Source organism: Streptomyces sp. SGAir0957 (assembly GCF_043523415.1).
The window spans coordinates 288309-302865 of the sequence record NZ_CP027292.1 but is presented as its reverse complement, the minus strand read 5'-3'; the positions used below and the strand labels follow the sequence as shown (position 1 = coordinate 302865).

The following is a 14557-nucleotide window of genomic DNA, read 5'->3' as shown; positions in this document are numbered from 1 at the left end:
GACGCGCCGCCGCTACGCGGCGGTTTCCGGCTTCGCCGGAAAAAGACTCCCGACTTCGTCGGGAGTGGCATCACTCCGTGATGCCTGCCGGACCCGCTCCGCGGTTCCGGCGGCGCGGGGCGCTCCGCGCGCCCCGGCCTGGCAGGTCCACGCTCCGCGCGGCCCTGCAAAAGCCGCTGGCTGGGTGACTCGTTCGACTGGGCGTCGTTACGGGTGTGGGCTGGCGTGCGGGCATGGTGTCGCGGGAGAACTGCGGACGGTGCTGGGGGTGCATCTGTGAAACACCCGTTCGCCAGTGCCATCGTGGGCTCCATGCTCGGCGAGGGGCCTCCCGTCGCGTTCCTCCGGTCGAGTATCGTCGACTTCCAGCCCCGAAGGTCCCTGACCGTGCGGGTTCGAGACAATTAATCTCAACCCAGTGTGTCATGAAGGATGGCCCGCTAGGTTCTGCACTCAGGCTGCCTGTCCGATCGAGCCTGCACTTTTGGCCATGACACGCGAGTGAAGGGGCGGCAGATGGTGTGTCATTTCCGACCCCAGCTGAATCCTGAACTCAGCCTCTACCCTAGGAGAGAGAATGCAGAAAGCTGCTGAGGAAGCCAGTTCTGAAAACCGCACGATGATTTCTGTCGCTGAGGTGGATGCTTTGGCCGCTGCCGCGCATGCGGGTCAGGTAGACAAGATCGGCGTGCCCTATATCGAGCATGTGCGTGCGGTCGCGGACGGCCTCGTCCCCTTCGGTGACGAGTTGGTGATGGCGGGGCTGCTGCACGACGTCCTGGAGGACACCGACGTGACCGGTGATGACCTGCTTGAGCGCGGGGTGCCTGCCCGGGTCGTGGTCATAGTGAGGGCGGTGACGAACCAGGCGGACGTCACGTATGACGAGACGATCCGCCGGATCACCGGCGACCCGCAGGCGACGCTGGTGAAGATCGCCGACAACGCGCACAACAGTCACCCCGCCCGTTGCGTCCGGTTGCCCGCAGACGAGAAGGAACGGCTGGCGGCGAAGTACTGGGCTGCGCGGGCTGATTTGTGGCCGGCGGCCGGACGGGCGGATATCGAGGCGGTCGTGTCGATCGTCAACCCGGCTCTGCTCGCCGAGCTCGACCTGCCGGCCCAGCGGTGACCGGGCAGGTTGCTGAGCGGGTTCTGCGGCTCCAGCGAGTCGATGGCGTCAGGACTGTTGCTCGCGGGTGCTTCAGCGGCCCGCACAAGTGGCCCTGCTGAGGGAGGGGGTGGGCCGGGTGTGGCTGCGGTCTCCGGTCCACCCGGCCCACAGCTTTTCCCCGAGAGGTATGGGCGCCTGCGCGGGGTTCTGACCTGTCCCCCGGCACCGTGCAATCTCCAAAGTCGCATGGGGCCGACTCGGTTGTTCGCCTTCTCAAGGAGTCTGATGTGACCGCTTTTTCGGACCATGTGCGTGCCGCTGCTGAGGAGCGGGTGCGTGGGTATCTGGCGATCGGGACGGATGCCCGCGTGCGGATTCTTGCTGTCCTGGCCGCTGCGGGGTTATCGCCCGAGCATGCCGACGAGCTCGTCGCTGCGGTGGAGGTGGGCGCGATGGCGGACATGCACACGGTCGTGGCCACCGAGCTCTACAACGCGCCGAGGGAACGCGGAGAGCAGTACGGGTGGGCGTGGGATGACGGTGTGGCTGCGTCTTTGGAGGCTGTGGTGCGGGCAGGCGACAACCATTACTTCCGTCAGCGTGGACTGCCGGTGGACAGCGACGTGGTGGGGCGCTTCAGCGCCGCGCTCGCCTGCGGGCGTGGCAGGCGAGCGGAGCGGTGGAAAGGCAGCGAGGCCGGGCTGCCTGCGCCTGCGCCCGGTCCAGCGTCCGCAGGTCCTGGTGCGGGTTCGGTGGCGGCTGCTGGCAGTGAGGTTGCGCAGCAGGGCGCGGACGATGGTGTCCGGTTGCTGGCGGTGGCTGAGGCGGTATTCGGCAGGTTCACCGATCACGTTGGCGACCGGGGTGTTTCCGAGGAGGTGGTGGAGGTTTTGGCGCCGGTGGTCGGTGACGTCGACAGTTTTGGTGTGCGGCTGAACGCGTTCGCCGAGCAGTACCACCAGCGGCTGGCCCAGAACTATGCCGACTATGGGCCGGGCAGTGCCCATCATGTGAGGCAAGGCAGGTATGTGCTGGTCAGACAGCCTGAGAGCCTGATCGTGTGGAAGCTGTTGTCGACATTCCACGGCCGGTTCCGGCTGCGCAATGCCTGGGAGCACAGTGACCTGCCGGAGACGATGCTGACGGATCTGGCAGCTGTCTGGGGTGTCGCCCTGTGACCCGCCCTCGTGGTGCGGTGCTGCGGCCCCACCAGGTCGAGGCGGTCGACGCCGTTGTCCGGGCACTGCAGGCGCCCGCGGACGGGCGGGGGCCAAAGGAGGGACTGCGGTGCCAGTGCATCGCCGCGACCGGCTCCGGCAAAACCCTCATCGCCGCCGCCACCGCCCAGCGCCTGGGCGCGCGGCGGGTGCTCGTCCTGGTGCCGACACTGGATCTGCTGGTGCAGACGGCGGCCGCGTGGCGGTGTGAAGGTGGCCGATCGGAAGTGATGGCCGGGGTGTGTTCGCTCCCAGCGAAAGACGCCGGTGGCCTGCCCTGCACGACGGACGAGGCAGAGCTCGCTGCGTGGGTGCGAGACCTGGAGACGGTCACCTTGTTCGGCACCTACGCGTCGGTCGACGTCGTGCGCAAGGCACACGCGCTCGGTCTGAACGCGTTCGACCTGATGGTGGTCGACGAGGCACACCGCACGAGTGGTGACGGGCTGAAGCCCTGGGCCGCGGTACACGACCAGGAGCAGGTTCCCGCGGCGCGTCGGTTGTACATGACGGCGACGCCGCGGGTGTGGCAGGCCGCCGGGGACGGCGGCGGCGCCGGGGGCGGCGGGGAGGCGCGGCTGGTAGCGAGTATGAGCGAGGACTCCCCCGTTTTCGGGCCCGTCGCCTACAAGCTGACCTTGTCGGACGCGATCGAGCGCGGGCTGATCGCTCCGTACCAGGTCGTGTGTGTCGACATTCGTGATCCCGAGTACGGGCACCGCGCGCAGCTCGGTTCGGGAACGGAGCGGGTGCGGGGTGCGCGGCTGGCCGCCTTGCAGGCGGGGGTGCTGACGGCGGCCGCGCGGGAGAACCTGCGCAAGCTGCTCACCTTCCACTCCCGCGTCGCCGAGGCCGAGGCCATGGCCGCCGGGATCGGTGAGGTGGCGACGCGGCTGTGGGAGGAAGACCCGCGCACGTATCCGGACCCGAAGCGGGTGTGGTCTTCCTGGCTGCACGGCGAGCATCCGCCGGCGCACCGGCGGGCCGTGCTGGAGGAGTTCGCCTCCGACGTCATCGAGCACCAGGAGGCGGGTGCTGTGCCTCGCCAGGGCGGGCGCGGTGGGCGGGACGGTGGCGGCGGGATGGAGATGCTGCCTGCTGCTTTGCGGCTGCTTTCCTCGGTGAAAGTTTTGGGTGAAGGCGTCGATACCGCGAATTGTGATTCCGTCGCCTTTTGCGACGTGCGCGGCTCCATGGTGGACATCGTGCAAATGGTCGGACGGGCTCTGCGCATGCAGCCAGGACAGGGAAAAATTGCCTCGTTGGTGGTCCCGGTATTCCTCGGACCGGATGAAGATGCGGACAATCTGCTTACCTCTCCAGCTTATGGAGCCCTCGCGAAGGTCCTCGAAGCGCTCCGGGCGCACGACACCGAGACCATCGAGGCACTTGCTGAATCCCGTGCGCGCAGCGGCAGTTGGGAGGACGAAGGGGCTGAAGGGGCTGAGGAGGAGAGTTCTCTGGATGACGCCGAAGCCTTGGAGGGTGTCGAGGCGGCGGAGGTGGTGAGCACGGGGGCGCGGGAGCTGCTGAAGTTCTCCACCCCGCGCGATGCGGCGGAGCTCGCACGGTTTCTGCGGCTGCGGGTTCTGGAGCCGGAGGGCGCGTACTGGCTGCGCGGCATCGAGGCCGCCGCCCGCTACGCGAAGGAGTTCGGGGGCGGGTCGTTGAACGTGCCGTACGCGTTCGTGACGCCCGAGGACTGGTCGCCCGCGGGTTTCCCGCTCGGGGTGTGGCTGAACCACCAGCGGCGCTCCTACAAGGCCGGACGCCTCGATCCAGAGCGGGTCGCGGAGCTGGACGGGCTGGGGATGGTGTGGGCGCCGCGCGAGGACGCGTTCGCCGACGGCCTGGCCGCCGCAACGGCCTGGGCGCAGGCGCACGGGCACTTCCTTCCGCCCGCCACCGCCGTGTGGAACGGCTACCCGGTCGGGAAGTGGGCGAAGAACATGCGCGATGCTGCCAAGCTCGCTGATCAGATCACCGCGCGGCGTGAGGCCGGGGAGGCGGTGGGGTCGGTGGCAGGGGCGCTCACCGAGGAGCGGCGCCGGCTCCTCGATGATGTCGACCCTGGCTGGTGCCCGGCGTGGGATGCGGGCTGGCAGCGCTGCCTGCGCCTGGTCCAGGCCCACCTCGCCGATGGCGGGAACCTCCCCACAAGGGCGGGGGACGTCGTGGTCCAGGGCGAAGACCTCGGACGCTGGATCATCGCCCAGCGCTACGCCTTCGACCAGCTGGCGGCCGCGCAGCAGTGGCTGTTGGGTGTGCTCGGGATCGAGGCCGCCGTCGAGGAGGAGCGGCCGGTGAAGCGGACCCAGGAAGACAAGTGGCGCCTCAACCTCGCCGCGGCCCGGCAGTTCCACGCCCGGGAAGGACACCTCAACATCCCCCGCAAGCACGCTGAGGAGCTGGCACTGGAGGTGGCCGGGCCTGCCGCTACCGGGCGTGAGAGCACGCCGGAGGGCACCGTCGTGGTCGATCTGGGGATGTGGACCGCGAACGTACGGCGCAGGGCCGACAAACTCACCGAGGAGCGACGGTCGGCGCTCGACCAACTCGGCATGCGGTGGTGAGGTGCTGAGGCTGTTCCTTCCGGTCATGTCGACGGATCAGGCGTCGTCCTCTGGGCCCCACACCGCCATGTGCTGGCGTAGCTGTGCGGCAGCCTCCGCGGCCTGGGCGTGGAGTTCGCCAGCCGCACAGCCCGCGGAAACGACAGTCCGAAATCGCCACCCGGTGTCAGTAGCAGGTCCCGCCCCACCACCACACACTCCACTGACAACCCCGTAACGACCAACCACCGACAGAACCCCACCCATCACTAATGACGGCGACTTGGTCGCCCGGCTTCAGTTGGGCCGCGTAGCGGCATCGCCGGAGGGGTCGGGACGTGGGTGATCGCAGAATGCGGACATGGTGGCGCCTTTCAGGGCGGGGGTCCTGGTGAGGCACGCGAGGCCGCACGGTGACGCGGAGCTCACAGACGCCGGAGGCGGCCCCCACAGGGCCGCGGAGCAGGCCCCGGCGCCTGAAAGGGCGGCTCCGGGGCGTCGTGTAGCACCGTGGACGCCGCACCAGACCTCCACCCTGAAAGGCGCCGCTGCGCCCTACTCCCGACTGCTGGTGGGGTCGGCCGCTTTCACCGGCGAAGAAGGTGCGGCTCGCCCGCCAGGAGCAGCAACACACTCCGCGGGGCCGACAGAGGGGGGATTAGGTCTGGACTCTTCAACCGTACGGATCCCGTGTCGCAGGCCCCGTGCTGGTCAACGGGCCAGCCTCACCCGCGCGGCGTCGTCTCGAAGAGTTCTTTGAGTTCCTTAGCATCCTCATGAAGCGTCGAATCCTCTGCGACTGCCTGGTCGAGAGCGTTTTGCAATTTTTTGAGCGAAGTCAAAAACCCGCGATGCTCAAAAGAACTGAGAACACCGCGATCACTGTGCGCGAGCGCATAGATTACATGTCTGTTGGATTCGAAATGATTCAGATGCTGCCGGAATTCCCCGCGTGAATGCGCATTTGTATCAAGGTCTGCGATATCACCGACGGTGACCGTTGCATACATCCAAACACTTAGCTCAGGCGTCGTATAGCGACGCACGAAGAGATGCCGAGTGCTCGTTTCGTGCTGCACGATAATTCCGATCAGCGGAATCTGATGTGTGTGATATGTCTTCTCCAGGGCTGCACCTGAAGAGGGCTTCCACGGCCACGCCGCGTCTGTCACTTTCAGTCGGTCGCTCATGTGCTCTGCCCTGTCTGCGGGATGGGTGTCTGGAAGGCCCGACAGAAGCGTTCTGCGATACGTGCGTCCCAGGGGCCATCGTCCCAGTATGCCGAGGCATGCTGAGGATTCACATCAGTCGGCGTCGATACAATACGAAAATTGAGTTGCTTGAGGCGGCTTACCTGCGCGTGCCTAGCCGCATGCTTCCTCGGTCTGGGATTCGCTTCGCCGATGTCCCTTACTTCACAAGCCTCGCTAACTGAGAGCTTCCCGATAATGAGGGACACGTCCAGTTCGCCCCTCTCGGAGCGCAAACCATGGGGGAAGCTGTACCCGCCCGATGAGTAGCAGTCTCCAGCCTGCGTCAGCCACATTTCATCGGTGATCTCTACGATCTGAAGGTCAGACATGCGCTCAGCGTAAGAAGCTGCCTAGGTGAACAGGCCCAAAATAGTAGACCAAACGGGTATACGCCGAACCCGCTCAGGCGCTGGGCTCTGCGGCTGTCTGCCCAGCTTCAGCGCATGCGGGTCACCGTGACCACTTCCCTGACGACTGAGTGAGTTCAAGCAACAGGGGTGGCAACAGTTGAGCTCGTGGCGAGTGGTGCGGGTACCAGATCCCGGTGGGTGGGGAACGCTCCCGCCTGAAGGGGTCCTGGGGGTACTCAATCTTCCGGAGGCAGTGGCCCGGATCGAGAACTGAGTCGACTCCGCTGGCGGGAACGGCAGTCACTGTTCCTGGAGGGGCCGGAGCCCGCCTACCTCTGGCTCACCGAGCAGGGCCTGCCCATGGCACCCGAGCAGTGGAACGCCATGTTCAAAACGGCGAACAAGCGCTGCGAGAAGGTCCTGCTCACCGAGCAGGAACGGAAGATCACCCGCGACTTCCGGCTGGCGGAGGTGCGGGGCAAGAGTCCGCCGAGGCGTCCGGTGGTGAGGAGCCCGGAGACGGCGGGATCGCTGTAGGGTCAAGGACCAGAACCAGGAGATTGAAGAGCTTCGCCAGCGGGTCACCCAGCTAACCCTCGCCGGTGCCGTTCTGACCCACGCCATCGACGCACCCCAACGGTCCCCACACGAAACCAGTAACGTCACCCCGCTGCGTCCGAGACGCCAATAGGGCGACCTAGGGCCTTGGGACCACATGGCCTTGGAGGGCCCTACCGGGCCCTCCAAGGCATCCCGCGCGGTTACCGCAAGTCGGCTATTCGTCCTCGTCGAGTTCGCTGCCAGGCGGAAGCTGGGACTGCTGGCCAGCCACTTCGATGAGCCGATAGCGGCGCTGGCTCCGCTTGCCCGCGAGCGAGCGCAGGACAAAGCTCTCTAGTGCTACCTCGACTTCCTGATCCAGGTGGTCTCTCACGACGCTGACCAGGGAATCGTCCACAAATCCGTGGATCTCGCTGCCGGTCGGGGGCTCGAAATAGAAGATCTGCCGTCGGGTCCGCAACCCGTCGAGGCGCCCCTGCAGTCGGATGACCTCCCGCTCTTCACGGATGACGCCAAGGCGCTCGCGAAGCGTTACCGCCTGTCCGGCGGAGAGCACGGAGGAGATCCGTTCACCGGTCCCACGTTGGACAGCAAGACTGATGTCGAGATTCGGGTTCGGGAGATCGTGGATCAGATCTGCCACTGCTCGGCGCATCACTGGCGATGCACTCAGCAACGAGTCCATCGACGCTTCATCGTCGTGGCTCTCGGGCAGGGCCCGAACCAACTCAACCGCACCGATCTCAGCCCAGGACACGCCGGCCGGAGCCAGATCGTCCTCGCCTTCCTCTGGCCTCGCAATGTGAGGCTGCAGGTCCACGATGATCGACCCGGCGGCGGAAGCGGTGACGTCGAGCCGGGCGAAGGAAAGATCCAGCGGTTGCAGCCTGACGATGTCGGCGCGGCGGACACGTCGGGCCTTGGCCAAACGAGCCACTGCCTTCTGCACACGCTGGAGGAAGTCACCTACCTCATGAGCGGCGATCAGTCCCCCATTGTCGGGGTTGGCGAGCCGGAAGTTGAAACCTGGTGATCCAGCCACTGTCTGCTGCAGACCAAGGCCGCTGAACTTCTCGGCCGACGCCTGAAGGCCCGCCCTGGTGAGCCGGGAGAGCGGATCATTCCCCTCGGTCGTCTGAAAGGCGCGGACGTACTTGTCGCGAAGATCGTTACTCACCAGCTCACCTCCAGATATCCCTTAACCGCCCCAGGGACGGGTTCCCCATCCGGGCCCTTCACGCTGGACCACAGCGTGTCCCAATACTGCTCCTGCTCAGGCACGCCAGCATCCACAGGGAAGCCGTCAATGAGGCCACCCATGGGCTGGACGCGTTCGGCCCAGGCCACGGGCCCACCATGAACCTGGACCTGCTTCAGAGTGAGCAGGGGGACAAGCCGTTCAACGTCCTTGTCGGTCAGGTTCAGGTTTCGGTCAATGAGGACCGCAAGGTCCAGGTCCGCTGGCGGGGCTTCCTTATGGGTGCAAAATCCACCATCCACCCAGAACGTTCCCCGCTCAAGAACATCTTGGACCATGTCTGCATACAGCTCAAAAGCTTGGAAAATACGACCGCGACGCTCGGCATGCGGGGCCTGGTCCACGAAGATCTCTTTGATCTCGGCCAACGTCGCAGCGTGACGACCAGGCGGCAGCAGACCACTGTCTGTGAGCGCTGGAATCAAAGCTCCCCCTTGCGTCGGCTTACGCCGACCATCCCCCAGCCCGAGCGGCCACCCTATCTACGGAGGCCCTTGCCAGAAATAGGAACGTCAGTATTGCGAGGGAAAGCACAAGTCCGGGTTGCCATCGGAAGCCACGCAGGGCCAGCCCGACGCACCTCCAGCAGCCCTCAGCCCTCAGCCCTCAGCCCTCAGCCCTCAGCCCTCAGCCCTCAGCCCTCAGCAAGACAGTGCTCGAGAATCTCTGAACACAACAACCTGACAGGGAATACCGCCGCATGCCGTGTCGCTCCCGACACGACCTCGACGACCGGGCCCTGCTCCACGGCGTAGCTGTCGCCCGCGTTCGTACGCGCGCCCCGCGCCGGGCCATCGGCCACAGGCAGGTGCGCAGCGACCTGCACGGTAATACCGGCTGCCCGAGTCTGAGTGAGGGCGACGCGGCCGTCAGGGAGCTCTTGGGGCGGGCATGGTTGCCGATGTAGCCGACGACGTCGGCGTCAACCGTCTCGCTGTGCGCCAGCGCGCTTGGCCGCGATGCCCTCCACCCCCTGCTCGCCCCCTGCTCGGGAAGAACTACGTACCAGGTGCGGGCGACGTCGATGTCGTCCGTCGCTGGCATCGGCCTGTAGAGGCAGGCCGAGAGCTTACGGAACGTCCAAGAGGGCGGCGCGGCGGTCGGTATAAGAGAACGGAGGTCGTGGCCAGCAAGTCGGAGGCAGTCAAAGGCGGCGGAGGCGCACCCCCAGGCCGATTGGCGGCCTGTCCTGCACCTCGGACGCGTCCGACCACCAGCCCGTGATCGTGGCCGGCCTGCCGCCGACGGATGCGTGCGTGCGTGTGAACCCTCCAGAGGTCCCCACGGTCATCGCGGGCGGTGCGCATGGCCTTGGCGGGGGGCGAGCACCATCGCGCAGCGCCCCGGGGCGGTGCCAGGAGACGGCCGCGCGGTATGCCGTGCCGGTGCTGATGCCCACCCCTTTGCGCTGGCCACGGCAAACGGCTAGGCCGACACACGGTCGGAAGGCGGTGGATCTGTGCGGGGATAGTTCTGCGCCCCGAACACCATGTGCATATCCATCCCGGCTTGCAGGACATTTTCGATGATGTTCTTAAGCAGCTCGTCCCTCTGTGATCCGTCCATCCCGGCCGCGACCCGTTCCGCGTACAGGAAGTACTGGTTCAGGACGGGCTGGTTGAAGTACTGGTTCAGCTGCTTCAGCGATCGGTCGTAGACAGCGAGGAACGTCTTGCTGAGGTAGCCGACGAAGGCTGTCGCGAGTGCAGCGAGGGAGCCGATGAAGACCCGCTCCCCGGTGGCCGTGAACTGCATCGACGCCCAAAAGGCTCCGATGAGGACGATGAGGCCGGCGGCCATCGCCGCGAGGCTGCTCGCGAAGGACTTGTTCGCCTGCTTGGTGGCGATGCCGTGGTACTGCTCGAGCAGCACCCGGTTGAAGTTGACTAGGCTCGGTAGCTCCATCCGCTCGCGCATTTGGTCAGCCGCAGTGTCTAGCCGGTCGGCGTCTTTCTGGGTCGCGGCCCTGTGGCGTCGGTCCCGCAGTACCAGGGCGGTCACCGACACCCCCAATACGACGACACCTGTCGTGGCCAAGGCGGGCGGCCACCAGTCCCCACCCCTGAAGATGGCCAGAATCGACGGGATGATCACAAGCGTGGCGGCGCCAGTGCCAAAGAGCGCGATCAGTCCATACGGGGTAGACGCGGCACGCAGTCGGGCCATGGCAAGTTCATGGGCCGCTCTGTCTCGGGCGGCATTTACCGCGGCGGCATCACTCTTGTACTGATGTTCTTCCGTCACGGCACCGCCCCCGATCCGCCCCCGACAGGGCGATCACCGTACCGGGGCTGAACGGCGAGCGGCAGGCGTTTTGCCCGACCCGCAGGCGCCGAGGAGCGGGGCGCCCCTCGACCGGCGACGTCGCGGGCGTGGGCCAAGCGGGTGGCCAGTTCCTCAGCGACTGCGACGGACCGGTGCCGGCCGCCCCCGCACAGCACGTGGATATCGACGCGGTCACCCGAGCCCATAAAGCCAGCATCACGTCGGACAAGCCGTACGACCGATTCCACTCATGCACGTAGCTGTCCCCCTGCTCAGAGAGGGTTGTCCACGACCGTCAACAGCGCTGCGGCGATGGCAATCAGCGCTTTCGCCTCGTCCCGGCTGTAGGTGAACGCCGACGTCACCGCGTCCTTGTGCACTGCTGCGCTCGTCTGGTCCTCGACGGCAAAGCGGATCCAAGCCCAGCGTTCGTCCTGAGTACGCTGCAGTCTGTCCTTGTTTCCGGGCCACTTCCAGCCGCTATGGTCCTTGATCCATTCCAGCGCGCGACGGGCCTCCAGGATCGCGCCGTCGATGTCGTCGTCCAGAAGTCGTCGCTGGGCGGCGCGCAAGAACTGGGCGGGCGTCGCGCGGGGGTCGTCCTCCAGTGGGAACGGGACCTGCATCTCGAACGCGACCGCGGGCCCAAGGGCGGTGACCTGTTCGATCCAGCGGCTCTTTGCCACGCTGAAGTGCAGGACCTCCGTCGTGCTGCCGGGGAAGCCGGGGGCTTGGGGAAGCGTGCCGGTGACCTGTAGTTCCATGTGGAGGTCGCCGTCGCGGGCCTCGTTGATGGCGTGGAGCTGAGCCGAGGTCAGGAGGAACTTGAGGACCGGGCGCTCGACTCCGGTTTCAGGGGTGAATGCGAGGACTTCCGTGCCCCGTCCAACGAGCGTGCGCTGGTAGGGGTTGGAGATCCCGTACAGGTCGATCTGCAGCGCCAGGACCCTGCCGGCCTTCGTCGCGATGGGCGCCTTCACTTCCAGCCCCACCTGGAGACAGATCGTGCCCATGCCCCGTAGGAGCTGCACGCTCTCCTCCCGGACGCCGAGCACGAATTCGCCAGCCTCCGCGTCGAAGCGCATCACGTTCACGACTGCCCCCTCCACCATGATCTTCGGACCGACCGATTCTCTACCAGTCGGCGCCGGGACACCGCCTGTTTATAGGCCCCGAAGAAAAGGCTTATACCGCGCACGGCCTGTGGACCGCTGGTGGACCACGGGGTGCGCGGCCGCCTTCCGTGACGAGCGAGCATTCGCGGCGGCGTCGGCATCTTTGTCAACGTTTCGCTGACACAGCGGCGTGTCAGTGACATGCTGACGTGATGGTGATGGAAGCGCAGAAGTGGCTTCGAATCAGACGTGCGGCGCAGGCGCTGCTTCAGGACCGCTACGGCCAGGGCGCCGAGGTGCTCACGGGTGCGGATGCGGTCACCGAGGTGACCGCATCCCTGTCGGTACGGCCGGTGCCGGCCGAGGAAATACTGGCCGCCCTGTCCCACCTGGAACAGGCGCGTGGTGAGCTGGACGGCAAGGAGCTGATGCTGATCCGCGCCGCCCGGGCGCAGGCCGTGTCGTGGCAGCGGATCGCTGGGGCCTTGGGGCTCGATACGCGGCAGTCCGCGGAGAGCCGCGCGGCGCGTCTGCAGCGTGCCCTGTCCACCGACAGCGGAGAGGGGATGCGCAGTGTCGCCGCGGCACGGCGGGAGAAAGCGCGCCGACGAGCTGAGGAGGCATCTCGTGGCTGATCCGACCATGGCTCACCCGGCCGCCCCGGCCGCCGAACTCCTCGCGGTAGCCGGGCCGTTGTACACCGCGTTCACCGGCCATGGAGGCGACCGTAGCCTGTCGGAGAGCGTGGTGGAGGTCCTCGCGCCGGCCGTCGGTGACCTCGGCGTCGACGCCTACGGCGTGAGGCTGGGCGCCTTCGTTGAGCGCTACCGGGAGCGGTTGGCCCGGAACTACGCCGACTACGGGCCGCACAGCGCGCACCACGTGCCTCGCGGGCGGTATGTGCTGGCCCGGCAGCCGGAGAGCCTGATCGTGTGGGAGCTGCTGTCGGGCGTTCGCGGCCGGTTCGCTCTCCGTGCCGCGTGGCAGGACAGTGAGCTGCCCGGAAGCTGGCTGGAGGATATGGCGGACGTGTGGGGGGTGGCCCTGTGATGCGGCAGGTTTCTGGGCAGGTGTTGCGGCCGCATCAGGTCGAGGCGGTCGACGCCATCGTGCGCGCTCTGCAGGCCCCCGCGGACGGGCAGATGCCGGAAGCCGGGTTGCGGTGCCAGTGCATCGCCGCGACCGGCTCCGGCAAGACCCTCATCGCCGCCGCCACGGCACAACGCCTGGGGGCGCGGCGGGTGTTGGTGCTGGTGCCGACCTTGGACCTGCTGGTGCAGATGGCGACGGCGTGGCGGCAGAATGGCGGCCGATCGGGGGCGATGGTCGGGGTGTGCTCGCTGCCCGCGAAGGACTCCGGCGGGATCCCGTGCACGACCGATGAGGCGGAGCTCGCCGCGTGGGTGGGTGACGTGGAGACGGTCACGCTGTTCGGCACGTACTCCTCCGTCGACGTCGTGCGCAAGGCACACGCACTCGGTTTGGGCGCGTTCGACCTCGTGGTGGTCGACGAAGCCCACCGCACCAGTGGTGACGGTTTCAAGCCGTGGGCGGCCGTGCACGACCAGGACAGGCTTCGCGCGGCCCGGCGGCTGTATATGACGGCAACCCCGCGTGTATGGGCCCCTGCGGGCGGTGAGGGCCAGGGGGGCGGGGAGGCGAGGCTGGTGGCGAGCATGAGCAAGGACTCCCCCGTCTTCGGACCCGTCGCCTAGAAGCTCACGCTGTCGGAGGCGATCGAGCGCGGGCTGATTGCCCCCTACCAGGTCGTCTGTGTGGACATCCGTGATCCGGAGTACGGACACCGGGCGCAGCTGGGGTCGGGGACGCAGCGGGTGCGGGGTGCGCGGCTGGCCGCGCTGCAGGCCGGGGTGCTGACCGCGGCCGCGCGGGAGAACCTGCGCAAACTGCTGACCTTCCACTCCCGCGTCGCGGAAGCCGAAGCCATGGTCGCCGGGATCGGTGAGGCGGCGGTGCGGCGAAGGCCACCTCAACGTGCCCCGCAAGCATGTCGAGGAGCTGCCCCTGGAACTGGCCGGGCCCGCCGCCTCCGGACGCGAGAGCACGCCGGAGGAGACGATCCGTGTCGATCTGGGGATGTGGACCGCGAACGTACGGCGCAGGGCCGACAAACTCACCGAGGAGCGACGGTCGGCGCTCGACCAACTCGGCATGCGTTGGTGATCTGTGGCCCTGTTGACCGACCTGGTCTTCTGGTGTGCGGAACTGCGGGTGTCATGCCGTCGGTACGGTCGTTTATCAGGCATGACTTCGCTTCGAACGCCTGCCGTTTTCATGATTGCTGCGACTGCCGTCTCTCTGGGGCTGTCGTCTGCGGCGCCGGCCACCGCAGGAGGTATTGGCGACTTTTTGAGCCCGGCATTCGGTACTACCTGCGCCAACCACGGCGGCACTCAGCCGCATGGACACACCACACAAGGCGCGGGCCAGGTGACCGGGCTGCTGGGCCAGGTTCCGCTCGCTGGTCCCCTCAACCAATGTGGCGGCGCCGACCTACCGGTCACGCAGCGCGAGCAACGCAGGTGCCGGGATGGAAGTGGGCTGAGCTCTGTTATTGGCCTGAACATCCTCGAATGCGCCGATGTCGAAGTATAGCCCCGTATCACTGGGTGACGAGGCAACAATTGCGGGCGCTGGACGAGTGCCCGCCGCGGTGGGTGCGTGGGCACGGCGCGGGCTGCTGCTGTGGGGCGGGGGCCGGGTGCAGGGCGGCCGTGCGACGGGGCTGGGCCCGGATCACTGGGCGGCGGCGAGGCCTCGGTTGACTCGTGTGGGCGGGTTGAGGGCATCCCCTCCCAGCTGCTGTTCCGAACCGGAAGGGGCCCGGTGAGTCCCGGGCGTGCGCCCACTG

At 67.0% G+C, this 14557-nt stretch carries 15 protein-coding genes; 8 read left to right on the top strand and 7 right to left on the bottom strand.

All coding sequences use genetic code 11. The features are described from left to right. The first annotated feature begins 619 nt into the window (after positions 1–619). The 3 genes from C1N81_RS05750 to C1N81_RS05740 all read left to right on the top strand — a co-directional run bounded on the left by C1N81_RS05750 (position 620) and on the right by C1N81_RS05740 (position 4904). Complete coding sequence (locus tag C1N81_RS05750) at positions 620–1132, top strand: HD domain-containing protein (RefSeq protein ID WP_394427459.1); 513 nt, start codon at positions 620–622, stop codon at positions 1130–1132. 269 nt (positions 1133–1401) lie between these two features. Beyond that, the gene (locus C1N81_RS05745) at positions 1402–2292 is read left to right on the top strand and encodes a hypothetical protein (RefSeq protein WP_394427441.1); all 891 of its coding nucleotides are present in this window, start codon (positions 1402–1404) and stop codon (positions 2290–2292) included. Continuing rightward, positions 2289–4904 (top strand): DEAD/DEAH box helicase, encoded by a 2616-nt coding sequence (locus C1N81_RS05740; RefSeq protein WP_394427439.1) that lies wholly within the window; start codon positions 2289–2291, stop codon positions 4902–4904. The genes C1N81_RS05745 and C1N81_RS05740 overlap by 4 nt, the downstream gene beginning before the upstream one ends. A gap of 704 nt (positions 4905–5608) precedes the next feature. Here C1N81_RS05740 and C1N81_RS05735 read toward each other — a convergent pair. Further along, complete coding sequence (locus C1N81_RS05735; protein ID WP_394427437.1) at positions 5609–6073, bottom strand: hypothetical protein; 465 nt, start codon at positions 6071–6073, stop codon at positions 5609–5611. Continuing rightward, positions 6070–6465 (bottom strand): hypothetical protein, encoded by a 396-nt coding sequence (locus C1N81_RS05730; RefSeq protein ID WP_394427435.1) that lies wholly within the window; start codon positions 6463–6465, stop codon positions 6070–6072. Before C1N81_RS05730 ends, C1N81_RS05735 begins: the two co-directional genes overlap by 4 nt. Before the next feature lie 381 nt (positions 6466–6846). On the opposite strand from C1N81_RS05730, the gene C1N81_RS05725 reads away from it, so the two are divergent. Beyond that, complete coding sequence (locus C1N81_RS05725; protein WP_394427432.1) at positions 6847–7023, top strand: hypothetical protein; 177 nt, start codon at positions 6847–6849, stop codon at positions 7021–7023. 238 nt (positions 7024–7261) lie between these two features. Here C1N81_RS05725 and C1N81_RS05720 read toward each other — a convergent pair whose 3' ends face one another. The 5 genes from C1N81_RS05720 to C1N81_RS05700 form a co-directional block, all read right to left on the bottom strand. Further along, positions 7262–8224, bottom strand: coding sequence for a hypothetical protein (locus C1N81_RS05720; protein WP_394427430.1), 963 nt, complete (start codon positions 8222–8224; stop codon positions 7262–7264). Beyond that, positions 8221–8730: a DUF6932 family protein gene (locus tag C1N81_RS05715; protein WP_394427428.1), complete on the bottom strand. Its 510-nt coding sequence runs from the start codon at positions 8728–8730 to the stop codon at positions 8221–8223. The genes C1N81_RS05720 and C1N81_RS05715 overlap by 4 nt, the downstream gene beginning before the upstream one ends. Before the next feature lie 1000 nt (positions 8731–9730). Beyond that, positions 9731–10549 (bottom strand): TRADD-N-associated membrane domain-containing protein, encoded by an 819-nt coding sequence (locus C1N81_RS05710; protein WP_394427426.1) that lies wholly within the window; start codon positions 10547–10549, stop codon positions 9731–9733. Then, positions 10546–10776 (bottom strand): RapZ C-terminal domain-containing protein, encoded by a 231-nt coding sequence (locus tag C1N81_RS05705; protein WP_394427424.1) that lies wholly within the window; start codon positions 10774–10776, stop codon positions 10546–10548. Before C1N81_RS05705 ends, C1N81_RS05710 begins: the two co-directional genes overlap by 4 nt. 66 nt (positions 10777–10842) lie before the next feature. Beyond that, entirely contained in the window at positions 10843–11664 is an 822-nt protein-coding gene (locus C1N81_RS05700; protein ID WP_394427422.1) for a hypothetical protein, read from the bottom strand. Between the two features lie 233 nt (positions 11665–11897). Here C1N81_RS05700 and C1N81_RS05695 point away from each other — a divergent pair, with 233 nt between their 5' ends. From C1N81_RS05695 to C1N81_RS05680, 4 genes are all read left to right on the top strand, one after another. Beyond that, positions 11898–12320, top strand: coding sequence for a hypothetical protein (locus tag C1N81_RS05695; RefSeq protein WP_394427421.1), 423 nt, complete (start codon positions 11898–11900; stop codon positions 12318–12320). Then, a complete protein-coding gene (locus C1N81_RS05690) occupies positions 12313–12735 on the top strand; it encodes a hypothetical protein (protein WP_394427419.1) in 423 nt (140 codons plus the stop codon). The genes C1N81_RS05695 and C1N81_RS05690 overlap by 8 nt, the downstream gene beginning before the upstream one ends. Beyond that, a complete protein-coding gene (locus tag C1N81_RS05685) occupies positions 12735–13400 on the top strand; it encodes a DEAD/DEAH box helicase family protein (RefSeq protein WP_394427457.1) in 666 nt (221 codons plus the stop codon). The genes C1N81_RS05690 and C1N81_RS05685 overlap by 1 nt, the downstream gene beginning before the upstream one ends. A 280-nt stretch (positions 13401–13680) precedes the next feature. Then, the gene (locus C1N81_RS05680; protein ID WP_394427417.1) at positions 13681–13869 is read left to right on the top strand and encodes a helicase associated domain-containing protein; all 189 of its coding nucleotides are present in this window, start codon (positions 13681–13683) and stop codon (positions 13867–13869) included. Positions 13870–14557 lie beyond the last annotated feature (688 nt).

Coding starts and splice junctions, on each gene's coding strand:
- C1N81_RS05750 (WP_394427459.1), top strand. CDS start 620: ATGATTTCTGTCGCTGAGGTGGATGCTTTGGCCGCTGCCGCGCATGCG.
- C1N81_RS05735 (WP_394427437.1), bottom strand. CDS start 6,073: ATGAGCGACCGACTGAAAGTGACAGACGCGGCGTGGCCGTGGAAGCCC.
- C1N81_RS05730 (WP_394427435.1), bottom strand. CDS start 6,465: ATGTCTGACCTTCAGATCGTAGAGATCACCGATGAAATGTGGCTGACG.
- C1N81_RS05725 (WP_394427432.1), top strand. CDS start 6,847: ATGGCACCCGAGCAGTGGAACGCCATGTTCAAAACGGCGAACAAGCGC.
- C1N81_RS05705 (WP_394427424.1), bottom strand. CDS start 10,776: ATGGGCTCGGGTGACCGCGTCGATATCCACGTGCTGTGCGGGGGCGGC.
- C1N81_RS05695 (WP_394427421.1), top strand. CDS start 11,898: ATGGTGATGGAAGCGCAGAAGTGGCTTCGAATCAGACGTGCGGCGCAG.
- C1N81_RS05685 (WP_394427457.1), top strand. CDS start 12,735: ATGCGGCAGGTTTCTGGGCAGGTGTTGCGGCCGCATCAGGTCGAGGCG.